We start from the raw sequence: 23,590 nt of genomic DNA, 5'->3' as shown, positions 1-23,590 counted from the left end.
CGGCACTATGCGAGCTCGTCGAGCGAGCGCGACCGTGCGGCCGATCCCAATTCGCCGTTCGCAAAACTCGCGGCGCTGAAAGAGCAGCTCGCGGGCAATCGCAAAGAGTGAGATCCTGGATCGCCAGCGCCTGGACAAATTTCTGTGGCATGCGCGAGTGGTGAAGGCCCGCAGCAGCGCCGCTCAACTGGTCGCGCGCGGTTATGTACGGATCAACGGCGTGCGCGAGACCTCGCCGGGACACGCCGTGAAGATCGGCGACGTCTTGACCATTGCGCTCGACCGTGCGGTTCGCGTGTTGAAGGTGGTCGGATTTTCCGAGCGGCGGGGCGATGCCGATGCCGCGCGCGTGCTCTATGAGGAATTGCACGGCCGGCAGGAGTAACTAATTGCTGTCTTGAGGTTCAATTCTTGGTCCCGGTTCCCTTGCGGCAGTGCACTGACTGCGCTAGGCAACCACTGGAAAATCGAGCCGTTGTTCGGAGTTTTGGATGACTTACGTCGTCACTGAAGCCTGCATCAAATGCAAGTACACCGATTGCGTTGAGGTCTGCCCCGTCGATTGCTTCTACGAGGGCGAGAACATGCTGGTGATTCACCCGGACGAATGCATCGACTGCGGCGTCTGCGAGCCGGAATGTCCGGCCGACGCGATCAAGCCCGATACCGAACCCAGCCTCGAGAAGTGGCTGGAGGTCAACGCTGAGTATGCCAAGTCGTGGCCGAATATCACTCAGAAGAAGGAATCTCCGCCTGATGCGAAAGATTTCGAAGGTCAGGAAGGCAAGTTCGAGAAATATTTTTCTCCGAACCCCGGGGCCGGCGACTGACATAAAATCGCCCCACGCTTAACCCTAATAGGCGGGACTCAGCAAAAACGGCCCTTAAATCCGCTAAATCATTGATTTTTGCGGAAAATGTGCTATATTGGGCACATTCTGAGCTGAATCGGTCAGCCGCATTGACCCTTTTGAACAGGGTTTCCGCGAAAACATCGAACAGGGGCGTGGCAGTTCCGCGCACAGGCCGTGTCACAGAAAACGCGTAAAAAGAGTACTTCAAAGCCATCAAAGAAAGCTGCTCCGGCCAGCCGTAGCGCGTCCAAGAGCCGGACCGCCGGGAAAGCGGCCTCGGCTCCAAAGTCCTCCAAGAAAAGAAGTGCAATGCCCCCGAAAAGTGCCAAGACTGCTGCGAAAGCAACCGGTGCGAAGGTTGCTGCCAAGACTGTAGCCAAGACTGCTGCGAAGGCCGCCCCCAAGCCGGCCGCGCCCGCCAAGCCGGTGACGGCTGCCGCTCCCCGCCCTGAGGAAAAGAAGGTTGTGACCCAGCGTCAGGGCTTCAAGGCCAATGAATTCGTCGTCTATCCCGCCCACGGCGTCGGCCAGATCCTGGCCATCGAGGAGCAGGAGATCGCCGGCGCCAAGCTCGAGCTGTTCGTCATCAACTTCATGAAGGACAAGATGACGCTGCGGGTGCCGACCGCGAAGGTCGCCAATGTCGGCATGCGCAAGCTTTCCGAGCCCGCGCTGGTCAAGAAGGCACTGGAGACGTTGAAGGGCCGCGCCCGCGTCAAGCGCACCATGTGGTCGCGCCGCGCTCAGGAATATGAAGCCAAGATCAACTCTGGCGACATCGTCGCGATCGCCGAGGTCGTGCGCGACCTCTATCGCTCGGAGTCGCAGCCGGAGCAGTCCTACTCCGAGCGCCAGCTCTATGAAGCCGCCCTCGACCGCCTGTCGCGCGAGATCGCGGTGGTGCAGCACTCGACCGAGACTGAAGCGGTCAAGGAAATCGAGAGCCAGCTCGCAAAGAGCCCGCGCCGCGGCGTCAAGGCCGAAGGCAGCGCAGAAGGTGAGGGCGACGCCGAGGGCGATGTCGACGAGAGCGACGATGCCGACGGCGACGATACCACCGTCGCTGATGAAGCCGCCTGAAAGCGTCATCAGGACTAGCAGTTTGAGAAAAGCCCGGTCGAAAGACCGGGCTTTTTGTTTTGTGCGTCGCCCTGTCGGCTGTCGTCCTCGCGAAAGCGGGGACCCATAACCACAGGCCGGAGTTGTTGGGCTCAGTTGCAAACTCCGAGCCTTCGCAACATGAAGGCCTGGGGTTATGGGTCCCGGGTCGCGCTCACTTCGTTCGCTCGCCCGGGACGACGGAGGGCTTCCAGCGCGCGCCACACTCGCTCAGCCACCTCCTCCCACGAGCGCGCCTCGCTCTGCCGGAACAGCCGTGCGGTCGGATACCAGGGGCTGTCGTCGCGATCGAGCAGCCAGCGGTAGTCGGGCAAATAAGGCAGCAGAATCCAGGTCGGACGGCCGCTTGCCGCGGCGAGGTGCGCGACGCTGGTGTCCACGCTGATCACAAGATCAAGGCAGCTCATGAGCGCCAGCGTCTCGGCGAAATCGGTGAGATGCGAGGTCAGGTCGACGATGCGGCTCGTCTGAAGGGACGCCTGGTCGCCGGACCTTGGGTCTCGCTGCAGGCTGACGAAGCTCGCATCGGCATCGAGAAGTTGCCGCAACATCTGCAATGGAATGGATCGGTTGTGATCGTTGGTGTGTTCCGCCCTGCCGGACCAGGCGAGGCCGACCCGAAGCGTCCTGTCAGGGCCCACGCGTTCGCGGAGTCGCTGTTCCCAATCATGCACACGCGCCTCCGACGGCGGAGGCAGGTACGGCACAGTCGAGGGAATCGTATCGAGCCGTGTTCCGAAAGCGAGCGGCAGCATGCCGATCGGGCAGTGCAGGTCGAATGGCGGCAGCGACGGCGCCGGCTTCGGAAGGCACTGTGCAATACCCGGCATGTCCGAGAGCACGGGACGAAGCGCCTCCTCGACGGACAGAATGACTCGCGCGCCGCGCGCGGCCAGCATCGGGATGTAGCGTGCGAACTGAATGGTATCGCCAAATCCCTCGTCTGCGAAAACCAGGATTGTCTTGCCGCAGATGGCCTCCTGGCCGTGCCAGAGGTGCTGGTGGAAATCCGGGTAGGACTCGGGCCGCATCTGCGCGTTCCAGCGCGCCCCGTACAAGTCCCAGCCAGCCTCGAAATTGCCGACCAAAAGGTAGATCAACGACAGATACGACTCCGCCTCGGAGTTGGCAGGATCGATCGCCTTCACCTGCCGGTAAGTCGCGATGGTCTCATCGATACGCCGCATTTGCGCAAGCGAGGAGGCCTTGTTGATCAGCGCCATGATGAAGTTTGGCCGGAGTGCGAGCGCCTTGTCGAACCACGACAACGCTTCCTCGTCCCGACGGAGGTATTGCAGCGACGCGCCGATATTGTTGCAGATGTCCGCGCTTTCCGGACCAAGCTCGTGCGCGCGGCGGTTGTCGCTGACGGCCTCCGCGAACCTCCTCAGCCTGTGCAAGGTGTTGCCGCGGCTCGCCCATAATTCGGCATCGTTGGGCTTGAGCTGCACCGCGCGGTCGAACGCCTTGAGCGCCTCCTGATGAAGACCTTGGCTCTCCAGCGCGGTCCCCAGGCTGAACAGATAATCGGTCCCGGGGTCCTGCTGGTTGGCGCGTGCGATCCACGCGATGGCGTGGTCGTATTGCCGGGCCTGCAGGCTGAGAAGCCCCATCAGATGCAAGCTGTCGGTGTGATTGGGGTCGACCGCTAGCGCCTGCCGGCAGCAAAGCTGCGCCTCGAGGGGGCGGCCCGCCTGCATATGCCCAAGACCGGCTTCGTAGAGCGCGGCCGGAGCGGGGCCAGCGTTGGTTGGAGGTGCGAGCGGCCGATCAGCGGTCACGGCGGTTCATCGATGCGGTTGCTTTGCTTCCAAAGTGAGCCGTAGTTGATTCTTGCGCGGGCCGGAAGTCGCGCGGCCTAAAAAGCCTGGTCACTGCGAGGAGCGATGCGGACGAAGCAATCCAGACCGCGTCCTCGGTGACAGCCTGGACTGCTTCGCTTCGCTCGCAATGACGACAAAAATTCGTAGGGTGGGCAAAGGCGCGTTTGCGCCGTGCCCACCATTCTGTTCAGATGTGTGGTGAGATGGTGGGCACGCTTCGCTTTGCCCACCCTACTTGTTTAATGGAACGTCGCGCAGGACGCCCCGCCCGTCAATCCACCACGATTTTGACGCGGTCGCGGACCTTCACCTGCGCCTTGGGATCGAGCCCATTGAGCACGCGGAAGCGCTCGACCGGGTGGTCGACGCCGGCCATGCGGTGCGACAGCGATTCCACGGTATCGCCGGGCTGCACGGTGATGACCTTGATGCGCAGCGGGCGAGCGTCCTGGATCTCCTCCAGCGTCAGGCGGCGGAAGGAATTGACGGTCTCGCGCGCGTTGCGCTCGCTCTCGGTGGTCTTCTGGCGGCTGGCAAAGATGAAGCGATACACGTCGGCGCCGAAGCGCAGCGCGTAGACCTTGAACTGCCATTGGTCGCCGTGCGCCGTGGTCGACGCCGCCGGGAAACCATTGATGGTCAGGTCTTCGGTGGTCGACTTGTCGACATTCTCCATCCAGCCGGAATTGAGATAATCGCTCAGGGTCTGATCGGCCGGCACGCGCACCACGTCGAAGCGCATCGCCTGCGCGCCGCCGTCACGCACGCCGATCACCGCCTGTGCAGTGTTGTCGAGCGAGAAGTTTTCCGGCGCCTGGAAGGTGAACCCGAGCTTTGGATGCAGGAAACGGCGGCCCCGCACAAAGCCTTCGCTGGGATCTTCGCCGTAAACGATGTTGTCGATGGCGGAAAGATAGTCCTCGCGGTCGCGCTCGGAGTTCTCGGGCTTGGTATATTGCCGCGCCACGGCCTCCGCCTTCTCCACGCGCTCGGGCGTTGCCGGATGCGAAGACAGGAAATCCTGCGCGCGCGGATCGAGCGAAGGCTTGCCAACCTTGAGCTCCGCATTGCGCTCCATCGAAGTGAGAAAGCGCGCCGCGCCGTAAGGATCGAAATGCGCCTTCGCCGAGATGCCGACGCCCATCTTGTCGGCATCGAGCTCCTGCGCGCGGGAGAAATTCGCCAGCGCCATCTTGTTCTTGGCAATGGTGAAAGCCGTCACCTCGGGGTCGTTGCCCATGTCGGTGACAACCTTGTCGACGATCGCGGCCTGCTTTACCTGGTCCTCGCGCTGGGCGGCGTGCTTCGCCAGCACATGCGCCATCTCGTGGGACAGCACCGAGGACAATTCGGATGTGTCATTGGCAAGCGCGAGCAGGCCGCGCGTCACGTAAAGCTGGCCGGTCGGCAGCGCGAACGCGTTCACCGCGCCCGAATTGAGGATCGTCACCTGGTAGGCCTGGTCCGGCCGCTCGGAGGCCGCGACCAGGCGGTCGACGGTCTTGGTCACGAGGGCCTGCAGCCTGGGATCGTCATAGACGCCGCCATAGGAGGCGAGGATGCGCTCGTGCTCCTTTTCGGAGGCCGGCGTGCTCACTACCGCGTGGCTCGGCTTGATCGCGGGCGCGGCCGACGGAATGTTGGCCATCTGGAACCGGCTCATGTCGCCGCAGGCGGCCAGCGTTGCTGCCACCCACAGCAGAGCCGGCGCAGCCCAAAGCCGGCGGCTCATTCCCAGTTCGCGCCGTCCCGCTAGCCCTTCCACGTCAAGCTACTCTTATTGTTATTATCCGGGCGGGTCAGTTTCCGCCCAACACTTCGATCTGCCCGCTCCGGACCACTTCAATCCGTGGGCCTGGGTGCGCCTCGACCCAACCACGAACCCGAATCCGCCGATTCTCGAGCGACTTAAGGGCCATGCCGGCGGATTCGACCGCCGCCACATTGCGCCTTGAAATAGTCGCAGCAAAGTCCCGTGTCCAGCGCCGTCCGAAGTTCAGATAAGTCACAGCCCCTGACTGGTGGACGGACACGACCCGTCCCTCGACCAGCATAAAACGCCCAATCCCGGCCAAAATATCGTCTGCACTTTCTGCGTTTTTTATGACGGCCGAACCTGCCCAGGCTCCCTTTTTTGCGGTGCGTGCGGTGGCCTCCGCGGCGGAAAGGCTGGCCGCGCAGTCCTTGTCGGTGATCTCGGTCGAGACCAGCGCGGTTCCTTCCGAGAGCAGGAGGCCCTGCACCAGCGTGCCGGACGGCGCAACGAACACCATCGCGCCTTGCCGGCCGTAGCGGTCCGGCGTGTCGTCACCCCAGCGCAAGCTCACGTCCTTGTCCGCGATGATCGTCGACAGCGCCGCGATGCGTTCGGCCCTGGTCGCGCCTGTCGGCTCGATTCCAACGAGCTTGATCTCGCTTCCATCGGAGAGCCGAAAGCTCTTGCCGTCGATCACTTCAGCGACATGACCTTCGCCTTGCTCTTCGAACTGGCAGGGCGCCGCATGCGCCACGTCAAACGAAGCGAGGAAGAAAAGTGCAGCAGCAAGAAGGCCACGAGACGACAGGCGTGATCCGAACATGGCGTCATGCTCGCACAGTTTTGTGCATTCCACTTAGCGGAAAAACGCATAAGCGCGATAGCTTGCCGCTCAGAGGGGCATGCGGCATGATCGCGTCATGACGATTTATCGATAACAATCAACGACAAGGGCAACGCACCATGACCGCCAACGAAATGGTCCTCCAGCATCTCGACAAGGGCCTCCTCACCATCACCATGAATCGTGCAGATCGTCGCAATGCGCTGAACCCGGACATGACGCACGGGCTGGTCGAGGCCGCGCGGCGCGCGGCCGAAGATCCCGAGGTCCGCGCGGTGCTCTTGAAGGGCGCCGGCGGCACCTTCTGCGTCGGCGGCGACGTCAAGTCGATGGCGGCCGGCCGCGCGCCGATGTCGTTCGAGGCCAAGCAGGTGACTCTGCGCAAGGGCATGGAAGTCTCGCGCATCCTCCACCAGATGCCGAAGCCGGTAGTGGCGCAACTCGATGGCGCGGCGGCCGGCGCCGGGCTTTCGATCGCGCTGTCCTGCGACCTGCGTGTGGCTTCCGAATCCTGCAAGATCACGACCGCGTTTGCAAAGGTCGGCTTCTCCGGGGACTATGGAGGCACCTATTTCCTGACCCAGATGCTTGGCAGCGCCAAGGCGCGCGAGCTTTACCTTTTGTCGCCGGTGCTGACGGCGAAGGAAGCGTTCGATCTCGGCATGGTGACCAAGGTCGTGCCGGAATGCCGAATGCGAGTCCGCTACGCGTGAATTGGCCATGTCGCTGGCGCAGGGGCCGTCGATCGCGCTCGGCTACATCAAGCGCAACATCAACAATGCCGAGACGATGTCGCTCGAAGCCTGCTTCGATGGCGAAGCGATCCATCATTCACGCGCCGGCGAAACCGCCGACCACAAGGAAGCGGCCAAGGCCTTCGTCGAGAAGCGCAGGCCGGCGTTCCTGGGGCAGTGACCATGGGACCTTACATGCGGCTGCGGCAAGTCTGTCTGGTTGCGCCGCATCTTGAGCCTCTGATACCGGATATTGCCGCCATCATGGGGCTCGAGGTCTGTTACCGTGACGGTAACGTCGCAAAATACGGCCTCGTGAACGCGCTGCTGCCGGTCGACACGATCCTGCTCGAAGTAGTCGCGCCGTTCCGCGACGGCACAGCGGCGGGCCGGTTCATCGAGAGGACAGGTGGCCGCGGCGGCTATATGGCGATCTTCTGCTGCGACGATCCCGACGCCTATGCCGCGCGCGCCAATGCGTTTGGCGTGCGTACGGCGAATGTCATCACGCATGCGCCCTATCACGGCATGCAATTGCATCCGCGCGATTGCCGCGCCGCCTTCATCGAGTTCAATCACACCGACGGCAGCGACGACGTGCTCGGCCCCTATCCGCCGGCAGGCCCAAACTGGCAAAAGCACATCCGCAAGGATGTCACGCAGGCCATTGTCGGCGTCGAGATGCAGAGCCCGGACCCGGCAGGGCTCGCCGCGCACTGGGGCAGGATCATCGGTGTTGGTGTTACGAAAGGCGCTGACGCTACGCCGGAGCTGAAGCTGCCGAACAGTGTCCTCCGCTTCGTGAAAGGCGCTGAAGAGATCATGAGCGCGCTCGATTTTCGCGTCGGCGATGTAGCCAAGGTTGGCGAGGCGGCGAAGGCGCGGGGGTATAAGGTGAGCGGCAACGAATTCTTTATCGGCGGAGTCAGCTTCCGCCTCGCCGTGTGACATTCATTGCATATGAGGTTCGTCATGGCCGGGCTTGACCCGGCCATCCACGTCTTTACCACAAGCGATGTCGTTCAAGACGTGGATGCCCGGGTCAAGCTTGGGCATGACGAGGGTGGGACTGGGCGCGCTGCATCAATTCATCCAATAAAAAAGGACACCCCGCATGCCGCATCCGCTCGACAGTTTCTTCGCGCCCGAAAGCATCGCGCTGATCGGCGCTTCCCGCGACCTCGAGAAAATCCCGGGCCGGCTGCTGTCGATGCTGCGCAAGAACGAATATCCGGGCCGGATTTATCCGATCAATCCGAACTACGGTGATATTGACGGTCTCAAGTGCTACAAGACCATCGCCGAAGTCGGCGCGCCGATCGATCTCGCCATCATCATCATTCCCGCGCGCGCCGTGATCGGAGCGCTGGAAGAATGCGCCGCGGTCGGCGTCAAGAATGCCGTGATCATCTCGTCCGGTTTTGCGGAGGAGGGCGGCGATAGCGCCGCGATGCAGGACAGAATCGTCGCGATCGCCAGGCGCACGGGTATGCGGATCTCCGGCCCTAATGCCGAAGGGTTCATGAGCGAGGTGCAGAAGGTCGCGGCGACCTTCAGCCCGACCGTGGACGTCAAGCCGGGCCACGTGCCGCTGGTTGCGACCAAAAAGCGGATCGCCATCGTCGCGCAATCGGGCGGCATCGGCTTTGCCATCAAGCATCGCGCCAAGGCGCTGGGTGTTGCCGTCAGCTATTGCGTCAGCGCCGGCAATGAGAGCGATCTCGGCGCCGGCGAGTTTCTCGACTGCATGGTGCAGGACGCTTCCACCGACGTGATCCTGCTGTTCATCGAGGGCATCCGCGATGTCGACAAATTTCTGGCTGCGGCGAAACGCGCCGCGGAGATGCGAAAGCCGGTCATCGTCACCAAGGTTGGCCGCTCCGGCGCGGGCCAGCGCGCCGCGGCCTCGCACACCGCAAGCATGGCCGGTTGGTCGGCGGCCTACGATGCCGTGTTCGCCAAATACGGCTTCATCGTCTCCAACGATCTCGATGAGGCCGTGACGATTGCCGCCGTGCTTGCGAGCAATCCGTTGCCGAAGGGCAATCGCGTCGCGGTGCTCACCGTGTCCGGCGGCGGCGGCATCTGGGGTGCCGACACCGTGTCGATGCAGGGCCTGCAGGTGCCAGCGTTGTCGCAAGGCATTCAGGCGCAGATCAAGCAATGGATGCCGTCCTATGGCGCGGCTGGCAATCCCGTCGACGTCACCGCGCAGGGGGTATCCAGCGGTGGATTGCAGAAGAGCATCGAGCTGTTCGATGCGTCCAACGAGGTCGACGCGACGCTTGTGGTGCTGTCGCTCTCCAGCGACACGCGGATGTGGTTCAAGGAAGCCGAGCTGAAGCCTGTGATCGCAAAGCAGAACAAGCCGGTGGTGTTCTATTCCTACACGCTGCCGTCGGATTTCGCGCGGCGCGAGCTCGCCAAATCGGGAGTCGTGGTGCTGTCGGGTTTGACCCATGCGGGCGTCGCGATGCGGCGTCTGCTGGACTATTCGAGATTCAAGCTCGCGCCGGAAGCGGAAGTGGCATCGCTGCCCGCACGCGATCTCTCGGCGCATCTGAAGGCGCCAACGCTGTCCGAAGCCGATAGCAAGGCGCTGCTGCGCGATGCGGGTATCGCGCCGCCGGACGAGGTGCTGGTGACCGAGCGCGACGCACTCGATGCGGCAATCGCGCGCGTCGGCTTTCCGCTGGTGATGAAAATCCAGTCGCCCGATATCGCGCACAAGAGCGAAGTCGGTGGCGTGCGCGTGGGGATCACGACCAAGGGCGAGGCGTTCACGGCCTATCGCGATCTTCTCGACAATGCGCAGAAGCATCGGCCGAAGGCGCTGATCCAGGGCGTGCTGGTGAGCCCGATGGCGAGGAAGGGCGTCGAGATCATCATCGGTACGCTATTGGATGCGACCTTCGGGCCGATGGTGATGGTGGGGCTCGGCGGCGTCACCACCGAACTGTTTCGCGACGTGATCTACCGCCCCGCGCCGGTCAGTACGATGGAGGCCGAGACGATGCTGGGCGAGCTGAAGGCCGCGCCGCTGCTGCGCGGCTTTCGAGGCGCACCGAAGGCTGATGTCGCGGCACTCTCGAAGCTGATCTCCGAAGTGTCGGTGCTCGCCGCGCGCTTACGGGCCAAGGTTTCCGAGATCGAGCTCAACCCGGTGCTGGTGCACCCGGAAGGGCAGGGCGTGACGATCGTGGATGCGCTGGTAGTGCCGCGGACATAACTCCACCGGCGCTCCGGGCGAACTCGTAGGGTGGGCAAAGGCGCGACAGCGCCGTGCCCACCATGCAGCATCCCGGCACGCGATAGAATGGTGGGCACGCGTCGCTTTGCCCACCCTACTTCTTCGCAACCTCACCGCCCTACGAAATTCGCCACACGGCGCTCCGCTGTCGCCTTCACGCCTTCCTTGAAATCCTCCGTCACGCGCAGCCGGTTCTGCTCGATCAGTTCGTGGTTGGTCGCCGCCAGCACGCGGTCGGCGAGGTTGCCGCGCATGGTGGCGCGGGTCGAGACCAGGCCGAGCGGCGAGCATTCGGCGATTTCGCTGGCGAGCTTCATCGCGGCGGCGCGCACCTGATCCTGCGGGACCAGCTCGTTGGCAAGGCCCCAGCGATAGGCCTCCTCGCCGGTGACGCGGCGGCTGGTGTAGAACATCAGCTCCGCATTGTTCTTGCCGATCAATTCCGGCAGCGTCGCAGTCAGGCCAAAGCCCGGATGGAAGCCGAGCTTGGTGAAGTTTGCCGCAAAGCGCGCCTCGGGACAGGTGACGCGGAAATCCGCCGAGACCGCAAGCCCCAGCCCGCCGCCAATGGCGGCGCCATGCACGGCCGCGACGATCGGCTTCTTGTTGCGGAAGATGCGCACCGCCTGGACATAGAGATGGTTGATCGGCAGGTTGGAGGCCGGATCGGTCTTGGCGCGCTGCTCCTGCTCCTTCCGCGCCGGATCGTTGAAATTCGCGCCGGCGCAGAACGCCTTTCCTTGTGCGGCGAGCACCGAGCTTCGGATTTCGATGTCGCGGTCGAACTCCTCCAGCGCATCCGCGATCTGGTTGATCAGCGCGACGTCGAAGAAATTCAGCGGCGGTCGGCGGATCTCGATCAGGCCGACGTGCTCGTGCTTCTCGACGCCGATATCAGTGTACTTGCTCATCTATGATCTCCGTGAATTCAGGTTTCGCCGCGGCGGAAGTACTTCACCTCTCCCGGAGGGAGAGGTCGGATTGCATCGCAGATGCAATCCGGGTGAGGGCGTCAGGTCCATCGATGGAGCGTAACCCCTCACCCGCGCCTTCGGCGCGACCTCTCCCTATGGGAGAGGTGGAGAGAGGCTGCCGCGCGACCTTCGGACTCATCAGCTAGCGCAAGCCCAGCCCGCGCGCGATGATGCCGCGCAGGACTTCGGTGGTGCCGCCCTGGATGGTGAGTTTCGGCGCAGTCTTGATCGCAAACGACAATTGCTTCTCCAGCGTGTCGCGGTTGCTCGCCTCTTCCTCGACAAAGGCGGCGAGATCGCGCACGCGGTGCGGCAATTGCTGCTCCCACACCGTGCCGATGTCCTTGACGATGGAGGCTTCCACCACCGGCTCCCTGCCGGCCTGCAGCATGCCGGCAACCGACACCGACATGCGGCGCATGGTGTGCACCTGCGCCACCAGGCGGCCGATGCCTTCGGCCGCGCGCACATCCGGCTTGTTGCCGACGGCGCGCACGAGCTCGGTCAGCACGTAATAGGTTTCGAGGAAACGCTCTGGCCCGCTTCGCTCATAGGCAAGCTCGCTGGTCGCCTGCTTCCAGGCGCCGTCGATCTCGCCCAGCACATGATCATCGGGGACGAAATAGTCGGTGAAGACGACCTCGTTGAACTCGTATTGCCCGGTGATCTGGCCGATCGGGTTCACCTTGATGCCCGGCTGCTTCATCTTGACGAGGAACTGGGTCAGGCCGTGGCGGCGGTTTTCCTTGGTCGGCGGTGAGGTGCGGAAGATCGCGATCATGTAGTCGGCGATATGCGCCGACGAGGTCCAGATCTTGGTGCCGTTGACGAGATAGCCGCCGTCGGTCTTGGTCGCGCGCGTCTTTGCCGCGAACAGATCCGAGCCGGAGTTCGGTTCGCTCATGCCGATGGCAAAGCAGAGCTCGCCGCGGCAGATGCGCGGCAGGATGTCCATCTTGATGTGCTCGGGGGCATATTTCAGGAGAACCGGCCCGCTCTGGCGGTCGGCGACGAAGAAGCGCCGGGTTGGCGCGTTGGCGACCCGCATCTCCTCGGTGACGACGTAGCGCTCGAGGAACGAGCGTTCATGCCCGCCATACTTTTTCGGCCAGGTCATGCCGATCCAGCCGCGCTCGCCGACCTTGCGGCAGAAAGCGGGAACGTCGGTGTCCTCGCGGTTCACCTTGAACGGCGAGAAGGTGCCGGCGGCGATTTCTTCGGCGAGGAAGGCGCGCACTTCCTTACGGAGCTGCACGCATTTCTCCGGCAGGCGGATCGGGTCGAAACGAAGGGCTGCGGTCATGATCGTTCTCGGTCTCTCAAATCTCGTTTTTCGGCTCTAGCGCATGATCCGGAAAAGTGTGAAGCGGTTTTCCGAAAAGATCATGCGCAAACAATAAGCTAAAGCGCGACGATGACTCATCCTCAAATCATCGCGCTTTAGCGGGAGGCGACCAGCGGCCACAATTCATCGGCACCGCGCGCTGCGACGCGCTCGCCGAGCTTGACCGCCCAAAAACTCTCCGAGCCGAAGTCGTCGCGCCAGGACAGCGCGCGCAGCGTGAAGCGATGCAGGATGTGCTCGATGGTGAAGCCGATCGCGCCATGCACCTGGTGGGCGATGGCGCCACCCTTCTCGGCCGCTTCAGAGCAGCGGATCTTTGCGCCGACCGCTTCGAGGAACACCGCGTCGTCATCGAACGATGCGTTGCTTGCGATGGCGTCGGCGGCTGAAGTGGCAGCAGCGAGCGCGGCTGCGGATTCGCCCGCGAGTTTCGCAAGGTTGTGCTGCACCGCCTGGAACTTTGAAATCTTCTTCTCGAACGCGATGCGCTCGTTGGAGTAGCGCACGCTGATATCGAGCATCGATTCGAGCGCGCCCGCGATCTGGAGCGAACGCACCACGCTGCCCATCAGCATCAGCGCCGCCTGGTCGCAGCCTTTTGGCGCGGCCTTGACGACTGATGGCGTGACCTTCTCGAAGGTCACGGTGTCCGAATTGTCGTTGGCGAGGTTTAGGCCGGCTTCGATGCGCAGTTTGCTCGCCTCGACCAGCGCGACCGACACGCCATTCGCGCCGTGCGCCAGCACCGCAATGTGCCTGGCGGCTTTTGCAAAAGGCACGCCGCGGGCGCGGCCGGTGAGGGTGCCGTCGGCATTGAGCGTGACACGGTCCTTGGGGCTTGCGGGCGCGACCGTCATCTCGCCTTCGGGCGAGGAGATCTTTGCCTGCGCCAGGAGCCATCCGGCCAGCATGGTTTCGGCGAGCGGAACAGCGATGGCGAAGCGTCCGGCCGCACCCAGCACGCCAAAGCCTTCGGCCAGTGAGGCGCCCGCGCCGCCCATATCTTCCGGCACCCACGACAGCGGCAGGCCGGCCTCCGTCAGCGCACGCCACAGCGGCGCCTTCCACTTGCCTTCCTTGTCATGGTTGATGGTTTGGGCGTCGGCGAGATCGCCAAAAATCTTCTCGGCGGTCTCGACGACGATGTTCTCACTCTCCGACACGGCGTTCCTCGATCTTGTATGGCGGGGCCATAGTTGGCCTGGCGTGTCCGCAAACCCTCGCGCGAGCAAAGGCGGGCGGCGCCGTTTCTTCTTGCGCCCGATGATGGGGAAAAGCCACCCCCCTGACAAGGCAGATGTCGGTATGCACGCCTGCGGGGCTGGCATGATGGGCATCCATTCCGTGATGCGGAGTTTCGCATTTCGCCCCGTGGTATGGTACAGCGCGACCGAGGTCGGATCGGTTCAAAACAACAAGAGGAAACGGATGTCGAAGGATGGCTTGTGCGTGATCGTGACAGGCTCGGCGTCGGGCCTGGGCGCGGCGACCGCCAGTATTCTGGCCAGGGGCGGCGCGCGCATCGTGGTCAACTATTCCAACAGCAAGAACGAGGCGGAAGCGACTGCGGAAGCCTGCCGCAAGGCCGGCGCTGCCGAGGTCCTGGTAGTCCAGGGCGATGTGTCGCGCGACGAGGATTGCAAGAAGATCGTTGCCGCCGCGGCGCCCTGGGGTCGGCTCGACGCGCTCGTCAACAATGCCGGCACCACCAAGCATGTCGCCCATGACAAGCTGGATCAGCTTTCGGCGGAAGACTTCCAGCGCATCTTCGGCGTCAACACCATCGGACCGTACCAGATGGTGCGCGCGGCGCGCTCGCTGCTGGAAGCCAGCGCCAGGGCGACAGGCAAGCCGGCGGCGGTGGTCAACGTCTCCTCGGTCGCCGGCATTTCGGGCGGCGGCTCGTCGGTCGCCTATGCCGCAAGCAAGGGCGCGCTCAACACCATGACGCTGTCGCTGTCGCGCGCGCTGGCGCCGCTCATCCGCGTCAACACGGTTTGTCCCGGCTATATCGACACGCCCTGGTTCACCAAGGGCCGGGGCGAAGCCGGCGCCAAGCAGGTCCGCGACAGCGTGATCGCGCGCGTGCCGCTCAAGGTCGCTTCGTCGGCGGACGATATCGCGCAAGTCGTGTGCTTCCTCGCCACGCCGGCGTCGAGCAACATGACCGGCGAGCTGGTGCGCATGGACGCGGGGATGCATTTGGCTCAGTGACGGCTTGGTCCGTCATTGCGAGCGAAGCGAAGCAATCCAGAAATCTCGCCGCGGAGATAGTGTGGATTGCTTCGTCGCTTGCGCTCCTCGCAATGACGCTCTAACGCGCCTCTATCTATTATAATCCCGGATCACGCCGCTCGCGACGAGCCGGTTCCAGATGAACAGCACGACCAGCGCGCCGATGGTGGCGGTGATGAAGCCGGCGCCCTGGCCGGGGCCATAATGGCCGATCGCCTGGCCGATAAGGGTCGCCAGGAACGCGCCGACAATGCCGAGGATCGTGGTCAGGATAAAGCCGGACGGATTGTTCGGCCCTGGCGAGAGAAAGCGCGCGATGATGCCGGCGACGAAGCCGACGATGATGATGTAGATAAGGCCGCCGAGGCTCATGATGTGCTCCCTTACGTAAGATCAACTCTGGCTCGTGCCCCTCAAAGCCGGCCCGATACCTCGTCGTCCGTCGGCAGCCGTCCGTCCGGCGTCAGATGATTGATCACCTGTGGCAGATACTGGCTGAGGCCGTTGAGCAGATCGTCGCGCGACATGCCGCTCTGGGAAGCCAGCGAGTCGATCTGGTCGGCCCCCAGCGCGCTCGCGAGATCGCCGGGTGAGATCGCCTTGTTCTGCCCATTGCCGACCCAGGAATTGGCGGTGTCGCCATGGCCGCCCTGTTGCAGTTGCTTGAGCAGGTCGCCGAGCCCGCCGGAGATCACGCTGCCCGCTGCAGCGCCGCCGAGAATGCCGCCTAGCGGTCCCTTCAGCACGTCGCCAAGACCTCCGCCGCCGCCCGTACCGCCCACTGAAGGGACCTGCGCAGGCGCCGGCGCCTGCGTGGGGCTCGCGCCGGGGTTGGTCGCGGTGAAATGCTTGAAGGCCTTCCAGGCGAGCAGGCCGAGGATCGCCATGGTCATCGGCGACATGCCGCCGGAGGATTGCGTGCTCGGCGTGCTCGAGCCCCGCGGGCCCTGCTGCATGCCGTTGATGACATCAAGTAAACCCATTGCTGCCTCCTTGAGCCCCGCGGGCAAAAACATACTGACGGGTCATGACGGTTACAAGGCGCGCCCCGCCGGGACGCAAGGCAGGCGCCACCAGGATAAAGAAAGCCCGCCAGGGCAGAAGCCTTGAATTGGCTTTAAAAGATTGCCATCGATAAGGCGATGCTATCCGCAGGGCATCGTGGGAGGCGCAACATGAATCGGCTATGGACAGCTTCCGCCGCAGCGGCCTTGCTCATGGTGGGTGCAGTCGCGCCGGCTGTCGCCGCGCCGCCGACCGTCGTGCCATCGCCGGGCTATGACGCACGGCTACAGGAGAGCCGCAAGGCGATAGCGGCGACCCCATCGGTCGTCGACCCTGCGCCGACCGCGTGGGCGGCACGGCGGCGTCACGTCAAGCGGAAGCATTGAGAAGTCCCGCCTGACTTTCGCGTCAACCCTTCTTCGCCCTGCCGGGCGAAGACGAGAACAGCCGCTTCAAGTCGTTGACGGTTGCCGACAGCCGCGGCCATTCGCAGGAGAAAGTGTGGCGCGGGCAGGTATTTCCGCGCAGGCGCGGCCTCGCTTCGCCGGCGGTTTGCGGCTGTTGCAGCACTTTGGGCCGCTCCTGTGGCACCGGGATCTTGCCGGTGATCTCACTCTTGAGCGACGCCTGCTCGATCTGCAATTCCTGCTGCTTGGCCAAGGCGGCGGCGATGTTGTTGCGCCGCTGCTTCTCCAGATAGAGCGAGTACTGCTCGTCGATGTATTTCTGCTCTTCCGGCGTCGGATTAGGACCGGCGATGTCGAAGCTGCGGTCCTGCATGAAGTCGTAATAGGTGTAGCCACCGCCGGGCTTGCGGCGGCCGGCGAATTTCGAGCTGCACTGGGCGAGCGCCGCCGTCTTCTCTTCCTGTGTCGCGGATTTGTTGGCCGCCTCGGCGCATTCCTCGAAATCGGCCGGCGCACGATGCCACCATTGCGCGGATACGCGCGAAAGGTGCAGCACCATAACAGTTGCGAAGCCGGCGACAACAATCGCCGCGGTACGCGATGCAATCACAGACAAAGTTCCCCAGCGAGGCGCTCCGTTGCCCGACGAAGCGCGGCGCCACGATTGCCACGAATTGTTACCATTTTGCGGCGTGCTGGTTCCTACAGTGGCAATTTTGGGATGTGGATGAGACGCTTTTTGCTTGACCCGCGCCGCATTTCGGACTTGTCGCGCATCTGCGTCGCGGTGTCGGCGGCCAAGCGGATAGGGTAGGCTTCCTGTCGTGTACAGGTGATGTCAGCTTCGCGCGGCTCCTCACGCCGCTTTGTCCATCAGCATCGCAACCACCGCCTCCAGCACGCGGTCGATGGCGCGATGCCGGTAGGCCCAATGCGCATCGTGGCCGGGCTTGGCGATCACCATGGTGGCGTTGGCCTCGAACAGCAGCAGGCCGCCGTCCGGCGCAAGACCAAAATCGATACCGGCGTAGTCGAGGCCGAGCGTCGCCTGGATCGTTTTGAGTGCGCGCATCGCCCTTGCGCCAAGCGTCCCCGGCATATCCTCAAGGAATTTCATCTCTTCCACGCGATGGTCGGGCTGATCGGCCATGTCGGAGGTGAAGTAGTGCACCTTCCAGCTTTGCGAGATCGCAAGATGCAAGGGATAGAGCCTTCCGCTGATCATCATCACGCGAAACTTTCGCGCCTTGCCGTCGCGTCCGCGGGCATCGAGATATTCGATCGCGAGCAATTCCTCGCCGGGCAGGCTCTGCGCTGCCGCAGGCAGATCGGCGGCTGTTTCAACTTGGATGAAATTGCGCCCGGTGTGATAGCCGGGCGAACGCAACAGCAGGGGATATGAGAAGCCCTGCTCCGCCAGCGCGCGAGCGCCTTCCGCGCCGGCCAGCACGTGGCGCGCGATCGCAACCGTGCGCGCGGTTTGTACGCCCGCGATGCCACGCAGGCGCTCGGAATTGCCGATGCGCCCGGTCTTTATGACTGCGCGGGGATCGTTGATCACGGGCACGGTGGCGCCGGCGACGATGCGCGATGCGGCTTCAAGCGCCGGCTCGCAAAGATCGGCATCGCCGATCGCGTTGAAGATGAGCTGATACGACGGCAGCGGCGTCGCGGAATCGAAATAATCGGCAACGACGACGGTGGTGAGGAAGCGCGTATCGTCGAGAAAGAGCCCGCTGGGGATATTGCCGCCGCCGGAGGAGACGAGCTGCAGCAATCTTATTGGCGGCGTGTCGCCACGATAGGGGAGCGTCGAGACCGCGTGGCCGCGAAATCCTCGCTTGAAGTGCTCGCGCGCTCCGGCGCGGTCGCCGAGATCGGCGAGCGCCGCTCCCAGCCCCTGATGCGCCTCGGCATGGTCAGGGTCGGCCTTGAGCGCGAGCTCGTAGTGTTCGCGTGCTTCCGCATAGCGCGTGGCGCGCAGCAGCAGGTTCGCAAGGTTCACCCGCGCCAGCGGATTGTCGGGATGATGCAGGATCGCCTCGGCATAAACGCGGCACGCAGCTTCGATCGCGCCCATCCTGGTGAGCAGGTTTCCGAACTCGTTGAGCGCGCCGAAATGGGTTGGCGCGCGGCGCAAAATGCCGACAAACGCCTGCTGCGCCTCCTGATGCCGGTTGAGCGCGGCGAGCAGCACTGCGCGCTCGATCTCGGTGTTGATTGTATCGCCTGCAGGCTGCGCCAGCCGCGCGTCCAGCTCCTTCAGCCTTTGTTCCTGTGCAAGACGCGGCGCCCAGGCGCCCGTTGCCAGCTCAGGCAGGGCGGCCGTGCTCTTGCGTGCGTTCATGAGGGGTTCCCATCAGTCGACCAGCCCGGCTTACACCAAGGCCGGCTGATTCGTCCGCCGCGTGGCTATTCTGGGAAATGACGGAAGTTTAGTGCACACCAGATGGCGCCCTGCCTGATTTGGAAGGGTTTTGTTTACCACTGCTCGTCATGGTTAACCGATCCCTGCGATGAGTGATTGCCGTGACCTTCAGCCCCACCGCCACAACGCCTTCCGCCGAAGACATGATTCGCCTGCCAATGGTGCAACACCTTGTGGCGGGTCAGGAACTTCACAGCGCCGGACGGCTCGATGAGGCGATCGCCGCCTATCGCCGTGGGCTCGATGCCGCGGGCAACGACACCTCCAATCATCTGGCCATGGCGACCAAGGCCGAGCTGCATGCCAAGCTCGGCAACGCCCACATGGTCCGCGGGCAGCTCGATCTTGCGGGCCTGAACTACACCGCGGCGCTGCGCATCGCGCCGCACCTGACCGCCTGCTGGTGCAATCTCGGCAATGTGCAGATGCAGAGCGGCAATGCCGAGGGCGCGATTGCGTTCTATCTGCAGGCACTGAAGACCAACGCCAAGCATTGGCCGACGCGCACCAATCTGGCGCAGGCCCTGATGGCGACCGACCAGATGGTCGTCGCCAAGTCGCTGTTGTCGGAGCTCGCCGAGGAGCGGCCGATGGACAGCACCGTGCAGCACCAACTCGGCAAGGCCTGCCATGAGCTCAACGAGATCGAAGCCGCGCTCGATCATTTCGACAAGGCGGTCGCGCTGAACCCGCGCGATGCCGAGAGCCTCTACTGGATCGGCGCCATCCGCCAGAGGCTTGATGATCTCGACGCGGCGCGGGCGGCCTATGCGGCCGCGGCGCAGATTCAGCCGCTGATCAGAAGGCGCGCGATCAAATCGCCGGCTGATTTTCGCGTGCTCGCGCTGTATGCGCCGTTTGCCGGCAACACACCGGCCGAATATCTGTTCAAGGACGCCGGCTACGACACCGACACGCTGGCGCTGTTCGACGGCTCGGAGGCCGATCTCAAAGCGCTCGGCGAATTCGATCTTGTCGTCAACCTGATCTCGGATGCCGACCAGGCCCAAACCGTGCTGCCGATGGCAGCCGGACTGGTCACGTGGCTCGGCAAGCCGGTGATCAACGATCCCGGCAAGGTCGGGCGCACGACGCGCGACGAAGTCGCCACCCTGTTGCCGGGAATTGCCGGCTGCCGCGTTCCCGATATCCTGCGCTTGCCTTCGGGCCGCGATGTTTCGGACGCGGTGCGCGAGGCGCAGGCAAGGTTTTCGTTCCCGCTGCTGGTGCGGCCCGCGGGCACGCATGGCGGCGACGATTTCGAGAAGGTCGAGAATGCCGAGGCACTCGCGCAATATCTCAGGCCGCGCGAGGGCGATCACTACCTGATCGAATACGTCGACTATGCATCGCGCGACGGCTACTTCCGCAAATACCGTTTCATCTTCGCCGGCCAGGACATCCTGCCCTATCATCTGGCGATCGGCCGTGACTGGAAGCTGCATCATGATTCGACCGACATGGCCGATCATGAATGGATGCAACAGGAGGAAGCGGCGTTCCTCGCCAATCCCTCAGCGGTGTTCACGCCGGCGCACATCGAAACGCTGCGCGCGATCCGGAGCCGCATCGGGCTCGATTTCTTCGGCATCGATTGCGCCCTCGACGGTGAAGGCCATCTCGTCGTGTTCGAGGTCAACGCCTCGATGCTGGTGCATGAGCACAACGAGGCGTTCCCCTACAAGGACCAGTATGTCCACGCCATCAAGCTAGCGTTCGACAGGCTGCTGGCGCAGCGTGCGGAGAAGGCGGGGTAGCAGAATTGGTACCGCGATGACGGTTCACCTCTCTCTTTGTGGGAGAGGTCGGAACGCATCGAAGATGCGTTCCAGGTGAGGGGTATCTCTCCGCGGGTGCACATCTCTAATTTCGAATGCGCTGAGGCAACCCCTCATCCGGCGCGCTTCGCGCGCCACCTTCTCCCACAAGGGGAGAAGGTACGTTAGCTTACGGCAAATAAAGATACTGCAGCAGTGTCCGCCCGACCGCCTCGAGACTCTTCGTCGAGCATTTGTCGGGCGTGTCCTGCAGCGTATTGTAGTAGGGCTCGTACTCGAAATCGATCACGAGGAAACTTGGGATCGCGGCTTGCTGCAGATTGGTGTGATCGTCCTCGATCGTGTAGGGCGTGCGCGTCATCTCGAAGGCTTGCGGCGCGGTCTTCATGCCGATGTCCCAGAACTTCTTCACCTCCGCGCCGGCCGAGGCGATCGAGGAGGGCTCGCGCTTGAGGTGCAAATCCCTGTCGCAGACCATGTCGAAGTCGAGCGCCTTCTCAGGCTTGGCGTTCGGATAAAAGTCCGAGAGATGCTCGGCGAAATGGGCCGAGCCGACCGGCCTGAAATTCGGATCGCCGGCGCCCATCGAGATCGCGCCTTCCTCGCCGTCGAAGAAGATCAAGTCGATGCCGACTGGCGGGTCCGGCAACAGCGAGATCACACGCGCCGTCTCGAGCAGCACGGCGACGCCGGACGCCGAATTGTTGGCGCCGGGCATCGGCGCATTCGGGTTCTTGGGATCGCGATAGGCCTTGATGATGCTGTCGTAGTGGGTGGCGACGATCACCCGGCGCGGATTGTCGGGGTTGAGGCGGGCGACGATGTTGGTCATCGCCATGGTCCTGCCTGCGGCCCGCTCGGCCCAGCGCTGGGTCTTGATGGTGTTGAATTTGGTCTTCGACAATTCCGAGGTGATGTAATCGATGGTCTGCTGGTGGCCCGGCGTCTCCATCGAGCGCGGCGTGAATTTCAGGAGCTGCACGATGATGTCGAGCGCGCGCTTGCCGTCCCAGAGATCGGTCTGCACCTCGGCTCTCACGGGAAGCGCGAGTAGCAGAAAAGCCGTCGCCGCGGCGAATTTTGTCAGGCGGAGGCGGGCGGCTCTGGGCATCATCGAACTGTTCCGGTTGTTTTCGTTCGCGGTCATAGACTATCGCTTCGCTGCCGGGTAGCGGAATTGTCAGGGCCTGAACGAGAGTGTGATCGCTCGCGGCGCTCCGATGTCACGTTGACTCGGTGGCAACGGGCTGAATTAATCTGCGCCGCGGGCGCTCAGGCCGCGCGCCAACAAGAACGAAACCGGGTGGGAGCGGGCATGTATATCGATCACCGGACCTATACGTTTCATCCGCTGAAAATGTCGAAATGGCTCGCGCTCTACGAGGAGTACGGGCTGCCGGTGCAGCTTAAATATCTCGGCAACCTGATCGGCTTCTTTCAGACCGAAATGGGCACGCTGAACCAGGTCATCCATCTCTGGGGCTTTGACGATCTGAACGAGCGGCAGCGCCGCCGGGCCGACATGATGAAGGACCCCGCCTGGCATGAATTCATGCGCCGCAACGAGGAGCTTGGCGCTCTGATGCATCAGGAGAGCAAGATCGTGATGCCGGTGCGCTTCTCGCCGATCAAATAAGGACGGCTGGCCGCGGGGTTTACGCATTTTGGCTAGGATGCCCGAAAACCTGGGGCAGGCTAGGCTGACGGGTAAGCGTCCGGGAAAGGCGGAAAGCAGGCTCGGACGATCGGAAAACAACAGCGATTTCAGGGAGAGCAGGATGAGGAAAATTGCAGTCACGCTCGCGGCGCTCGCCGCGGTTGCGTTGACATCGATGGCCGCGCCGCAGGCGTTTGCCGCCGGCACGGTCAAGATCGGCGTGCTGTTTCCGCTGACCGGCAACGCCGCGGCGGCGGGCCAGGCCTCCAAGGCCGCGGTCGAGGTCGCGGCCGAGATCATCAACGGCAAGCATCCCGAGCTCGCCAACATTCCGCTTGCCGCGGAAGAAGGCCTGCCTGGCCTTGGCGGCGCCAAGATCGAACTCGTCTTTGTCGACCACCAGGGTAACCCTTCCGTCGCGCAGCAGCAGGCGCTGAAGCTCGTCAGCCAGGACAAGGTCAACGTGTTGTTCGGCGCCTATCAGTCGTCCTGTTCGCTGACGGCGACCGCGGTCGGCGAGCGCTACGGCATCCCATTCATGGTCGGCGATTCCGCGGCGCTGAACATCACCGGCCGCGGCTTCAAATGGGTCTATCGCGTTACCCCGATCGCGAGCGACTATGCCGCGACCTATATGCGCTTCTTCGCCGACATGAAGAAGCAGGGCAAGACCATCAATTCGATCGCGATCGTCAACGAGAACACCGACTACGGCACCTCGGTGGCAGATGCGGTCGAGGCGGAGGCCAAGAAGTCCAACATCAACGTCGCGCTCCGCATTCCCTACAGCGCGAATGCCACCGACGTCGGGCCGCAGGTGTTGCAGCTCAAGGAGAAGAAGCCCGACGCGATCATCTTCATCAGCTACACCTCCGACTCGATCCTCTACATGAAGACGATGCATAACCTCGACTATCTGCCGCCGATGGTGATCGGCGACGATTCCGGCTTCTCCGATCCGTCCTTTATCCCGGCGGTGCACGATATCGCGCAAGGCGCGATGAACCGCAGCGCCTGGGACATCGGCAAGCCGGGATCGACCACCTACAAGATCAACGAGATGTACAAGGCCAAGACCGGCCGCGACCTAGACGACACCAGCGCGCGCAACATGCAGGCCATGCTGGCGCTCGGCGAAGCCATCAACCGCGCAGGCTCGACCGATCCGGAGAAGATCCGCGAGGCGCTCTCCAAGACCGACCTCAAGCCCGCCCAGCTCATGATGGGTTATAACGGCATCAAGTTCGACCAGACGGGGCAGAACATCCTGGCCGCGACCTATCTGATCCAGCTCAAGGACCAGGCCTACAAGCTGGTCTGGCCGGACAGCGCGGCCGAGACAAAGCTCGAATGGCCGATGAAGGGCTGGAAGTAGTGCCGG

Annotated in this window: 21 protein-coding genes and 1 pseudogene; 11 read left to right on the top strand and 11 right to left on the bottom strand. The window is 63.3% G+C overall.

What is annotated here, in order from left to right; all coding sequences use genetic code 11:
* The first annotated feature begins 115 nt into the window (after positions 1-115).
* From VKR55_RS13010 to VKR55_RS13000, 3 genes are all read left to right on the top strand, one after another.
* Entirely contained in the window at positions 116-385 is a 270-nt protein-coding gene (locus tag VKR55_RS13010; protein WP_324403821.1) for an RNA-binding S4 domain-containing protein, read from the top strand.
* A 106-nt stretch (positions 386-491) separates the two neighbouring features.
* Complete coding sequence (gene fdxA, locus VKR55_RS13005) at positions 492-830, top strand: ferredoxin FdxA (RefSeq protein WP_324403815.1); 339 nt, start codon at positions 492-494, stop codon at positions 828-830.
* A gap of 333 nt (positions 831-1,163) precedes the next feature.
* Complete coding sequence (locus VKR55_RS13000) at positions 1,164-1,934, top strand: CarD family transcriptional regulator (protein WP_324403812.1); 771 nt, start codon at positions 1,164-1,166, stop codon at positions 1,932-1,934.
* A gap of 173 nt (positions 1,935-2,107) precedes the next feature.
* Here VKR55_RS13000 and VKR55_RS12995 read toward each other — a convergent pair whose 3' ends face one another.
* The 3 genes from VKR55_RS12995 to VKR55_RS12985 form a co-directional block, all read right to left on the bottom strand.
* Positions 2,108-3,754 carry a tetratricopeptide repeat-containing glycosyltransferase family protein gene (locus tag VKR55_RS12995; protein ID WP_324403810.1) on the bottom strand — a complete coding sequence of 549 codons (1,647 nt, stop codon included), beginning with the start codon at positions 3,752-3,754 and terminating at the stop codon, positions 2,108-2,110.
* Positions 3,755-4,067: 313 nt separating this feature from the next.
* Complete coding sequence (locus tag VKR55_RS12990; protein WP_324403808.1) at positions 4,068-5,528, bottom strand: M48 family metalloprotease; 1,461 nt, start codon at positions 5,526-5,528, stop codon at positions 4,068-4,070.
* A 67-nt stretch (positions 5,529-5,595) separates the two neighbouring features.
* The gene (locus VKR55_RS12985) at positions 5,596-6,375 is read right to left on the bottom strand and encodes a thermonuclease family protein (RefSeq protein WP_324403805.1); all 780 of its coding nucleotides are present in this window, start codon (positions 6,373-6,375) and stop codon (positions 5,596-5,598) included.
* A gap of 140 nt (positions 6,376-6,515) precedes the next feature.
* On the opposite strand from VKR55_RS12985, the pseudogene VKR55_RS12980 reads away from it, so the two are divergent.
* The 3 genes and pseudogenes from VKR55_RS12980 (at position 6,516) to VKR55_RS12970 (ending at position 10,359) form a co-directional block, all read left to right on the top strand.
* A pseudogene (locus tag VKR55_RS12980) lies at positions 6,516-7,311 on the top strand (enoyl-CoA hydratase).
* Between the two features lie 2 nt (positions 7,312-7,313).
* Complete coding sequence (locus tag VKR55_RS12975; RefSeq protein ID WP_324403803.1) at positions 7,314-8,078, top strand: VOC family protein; 765 nt, start codon at positions 7,314-7,316, stop codon at positions 8,076-8,078.
* A 166-nt stretch (positions 8,079-8,244) separates the two neighbouring features.
* Positions 8,245-10,359 (top strand): acetate--CoA ligase family protein, encoded by a 2,115-nt coding sequence (locus tag VKR55_RS12970; protein WP_324403801.1) that lies wholly within the window; start codon positions 8,245-8,247, stop codon positions 10,357-10,359.
* A 131-nt stretch (positions 10,360-10,490) separates the two neighbouring features.
* Here the strand turns inward: VKR55_RS12970 and VKR55_RS12965 are convergent, their stop codons facing one another.
* The 3 genes from VKR55_RS12965 to VKR55_RS12955 form a co-directional block, all read right to left on the bottom strand.
* Positions 10,491-11,291 (bottom strand): enoyl-CoA hydratase/isomerase family protein, encoded by an 801-nt coding sequence (locus tag VKR55_RS12965; RefSeq protein WP_324403799.1) that lies wholly within the window; start codon positions 11,289-11,291, stop codon positions 10,491-10,493.
* Positions 11,292-11,496: 205 nt separating this feature from the next.
* Entirely contained in the window at positions 11,497-12,657 is a 1,161-nt protein-coding gene (locus VKR55_RS12960; RefSeq protein ID WP_324403797.1) for an acyl-CoA dehydrogenase family protein, read from the bottom strand.
* Positions 12,658-12,794: 137 nt separating this feature from the next.
* Positions 12,795-13,862, bottom strand: coding sequence for an acyl-CoA dehydrogenase family protein (locus tag VKR55_RS12955; RefSeq protein ID WP_324403795.1), 1,068 nt, complete (start codon positions 13,860-13,862; stop codon positions 12,795-12,797).
* A gap of 265 nt (positions 13,863-14,127) precedes the next feature.
* Between VKR55_RS12955 and VKR55_RS12950 the strand changes: the two genes are divergently transcribed.
* Entirely contained in the window at positions 14,128-14,913 is a 786-nt protein-coding gene (locus tag VKR55_RS12950; RefSeq protein ID WP_324403792.1) for an SDR family NAD(P)-dependent oxidoreductase, read from the top strand.
* Positions 14,914-15,024: 111 nt separating this feature from the next.
* Here the strand turns inward: VKR55_RS12950 and VKR55_RS12945 are convergent, their stop codons facing one another.
* Together VKR55_RS12945 and VKR55_RS12940 are read right to left on the bottom strand one after the other, a co-directional pair.
* Complete coding sequence (locus VKR55_RS12945; RefSeq protein WP_324403790.1) at positions 15,025-15,306, bottom strand: GlsB/YeaQ/YmgE family stress response membrane protein; 282 nt, start codon at positions 15,304-15,306, stop codon at positions 15,025-15,027.
* A gap of 41 nt (positions 15,307-15,347) precedes the next feature.
* Complete coding sequence (locus VKR55_RS12940) at positions 15,348-15,917, bottom strand: YidB family protein (RefSeq protein WP_324403789.1); 570 nt, start codon at positions 15,915-15,917, stop codon at positions 15,348-15,350.
* 192 nt (positions 15,918-16,109) lie between these two features.
* Here VKR55_RS12940 and VKR55_RS12935 point away from each other — a divergent pair, with 192 nt between their 5' ends.
* Positions 16,110-16,325: a hypothetical protein gene (locus VKR55_RS12935; RefSeq protein WP_324403787.1), complete on the top strand. Its 216-nt coding sequence runs from the start codon at positions 16,110-16,112 to the stop codon at positions 16,323-16,325.
* Positions 16,326-16,347: 22 nt separating this feature from the next.
* On the opposite strand, the gene VKR55_RS12930 is transcribed toward VKR55_RS12935, so the two are convergent.
* Both VKR55_RS12930 and VKR55_RS12925 read right to left on the bottom strand, forming a co-directional pair.
* Positions 16,348-16,905: a hypothetical protein gene (locus VKR55_RS12930; RefSeq protein WP_324403819.1), complete on the bottom strand. Its 558-nt coding sequence runs from the start codon at positions 16,903-16,905 to the stop codon at positions 16,348-16,350.
* Positions 16,906-17,202: 297 nt separating this feature from the next.
* The gene (locus VKR55_RS12925) at positions 17,203-18,693 is read right to left on the bottom strand and encodes a tetratricopeptide repeat protein (protein WP_324403785.1); all 1,491 of its coding nucleotides are present in this window, start codon (positions 18,691-18,693) and stop codon (positions 17,203-17,205) included.
* Positions 18,694-18,875: 182 nt separating this feature from the next.
* On the opposite strand from VKR55_RS12925, the gene VKR55_RS12920 reads away from it, so the two are divergent.
* The gene (locus tag VKR55_RS12920; RefSeq protein ID WP_324403783.1) at positions 18,876-20,531 is read left to right on the top strand and encodes a tetratricopeptide repeat protein; all 1,656 of its coding nucleotides are present in this window, start codon (positions 18,876-18,878) and stop codon (positions 20,529-20,531) included.
* A gap of 190 nt (positions 20,532-20,721) precedes the next feature.
* Here VKR55_RS12920 and VKR55_RS12915 read toward each other — a convergent pair whose 3' ends face one another.
* Entirely contained in the window at positions 20,722-21,663 is a 942-nt protein-coding gene (locus tag VKR55_RS12915; protein WP_414642355.1) for a M28 family peptidase, read from the bottom strand.
* Positions 21,664-21,867: 204 nt separating this feature from the next.
* Here VKR55_RS12915 and VKR55_RS12910 point away from each other — a divergent pair, with 204 nt between their 5' ends.
* Entirely contained in the window at positions 21,868-22,188 is a 321-nt protein-coding gene (locus VKR55_RS12910; protein WP_324403779.1) for an NIPSNAP family protein, read from the top strand.
* A 142-nt stretch (positions 22,189-22,330) separates the two neighbouring features.
* Complete coding sequence (locus VKR55_RS12905) at positions 22,331-23,584, top strand: ABC transporter substrate-binding protein (protein ID WP_324403777.1); 1,254 nt, start codon at positions 22,331-22,333, stop codon at positions 23,582-23,584.
* Positions 23,585-23,590 lie beyond the last annotated feature (6 nt).

Origin of the sequence: Bradyrhizobium sp. (assembly GCF_035309285.1) — a bacterium.
Lineage (GTDB): Bacteria > Pseudomonadota > Alphaproteobacteria > Rhizobiales > Xanthobacteraceae > Bradyrhizobium.
The sequence above is the reverse complement of the archived record's forward strand: the minus strand, read 5'-3'. Positions and strand labels throughout refer to the sequence as shown.

Bases quoted from the DNA above. Each gene is read 5' to 3' on its own strand.
- fdxA (WP_324403815.1), top strand. From the start codon at position 492: ATGACTTACGTCGTCACTGAAGCCTGCATCAAATGCAAGTACACCGAT.
- VKR55_RS13000 (WP_324403812.1), top strand. From the start codon at position 1,164: ATGCCCCCGAAAAGTGCCAAGACTGCTGCGAAAGCAACCGGTGCGAAG.
- VKR55_RS12990 (WP_324403808.1), bottom strand. From the start codon at position 5,528: ATGAGCCGCCGGCTTTGGGCTGCGCCGGCTCTGCTGTGGGTGGCAGCA.
- VKR55_RS12985 (WP_324403805.1), bottom strand. From the start codon at position 6,375: ATGTTCGGATCACGCCTGTCGTCTCGTGGCCTTCTTGCTGCTGCACTT.
- VKR55_RS12975 (WP_324403803.1), top strand. From the start codon at position 7,314: ATGGGACCTTACATGCGGCTGCGGCAAGTCTGTCTGGTTGCGCCGCAT.
- VKR55_RS12970 (WP_324403801.1), top strand. From the start codon at position 8,245: ATGCCGCATCCGCTCGACAGTTTCTTCGCGCCCGAAAGCATCGCGCTG.
- VKR55_RS12965 (WP_324403799.1), bottom strand. From the start codon at position 11,291: ATGAGCAAGTACACTGATATCGGCGTCGAGAAGCACGAGCACGTCGGC.
- VKR55_RS12960 (WP_324403797.1), bottom strand. From the start codon at position 12,657: ATGACCGCAGCCCTTCGTTTCGACCCGATCCGCCTGCCGGAGAAATGC.
- VKR55_RS12950 (WP_324403792.1), top strand. From the start codon at position 14,128: ATGTCGAAGGATGGCTTGTGCGTGATCGTGACAGGCTCGGCGTCGGGC.
- VKR55_RS12945 (WP_324403790.1), bottom strand. From the start codon at position 15,306: ATGAGCCTCGGCGGCCTTATCTACATCATCATCGTCGGCTTCGTCGCC.
- VKR55_RS12940 (WP_324403789.1), bottom strand. From the start codon at position 15,917: ATGGGTTTACTTGATGTCATCAACGGCATGCAGCAGGGCCCGCGGGGC.
- VKR55_RS12935 (WP_324403787.1), top strand. From the start codon at position 16,110: ATGAATCGGCTATGGACAGCTTCCGCCGCAGCGGCCTTGCTCATGGTG.
- VKR55_RS12930 (WP_324403819.1), bottom strand. From the start codon at position 16,905: ATGGTGCTGCACCTTTCGCGCGTATCCGCGCAATGGTGGCATCGTGCG.
- VKR55_RS12925 (WP_324403785.1), bottom strand. From the start codon at position 18,693: ATGAACGCACGCAAGAGCACGGCCGCCCTGCCTGAGCTGGCAACGGGC.
- VKR55_RS12915 (WP_414642355.1), bottom strand. From the start codon at position 21,663: ATGCCCAGAGCCGCCCGCCTCCGCCTGACAAAATTCGCCGCGGCGACG.
- VKR55_RS12910 (WP_324403779.1), top strand. From the start codon at position 21,868: ATGTATATCGATCACCGGACCTATACGTTTCATCCGCTGAAAATGTCG.
- VKR55_RS12905 (WP_324403777.1), top strand. From the start codon at position 22,331: ATGAGGAAAATTGCAGTCACGCTCGCGGCGCTCGCCGCGGTTGCGTTG.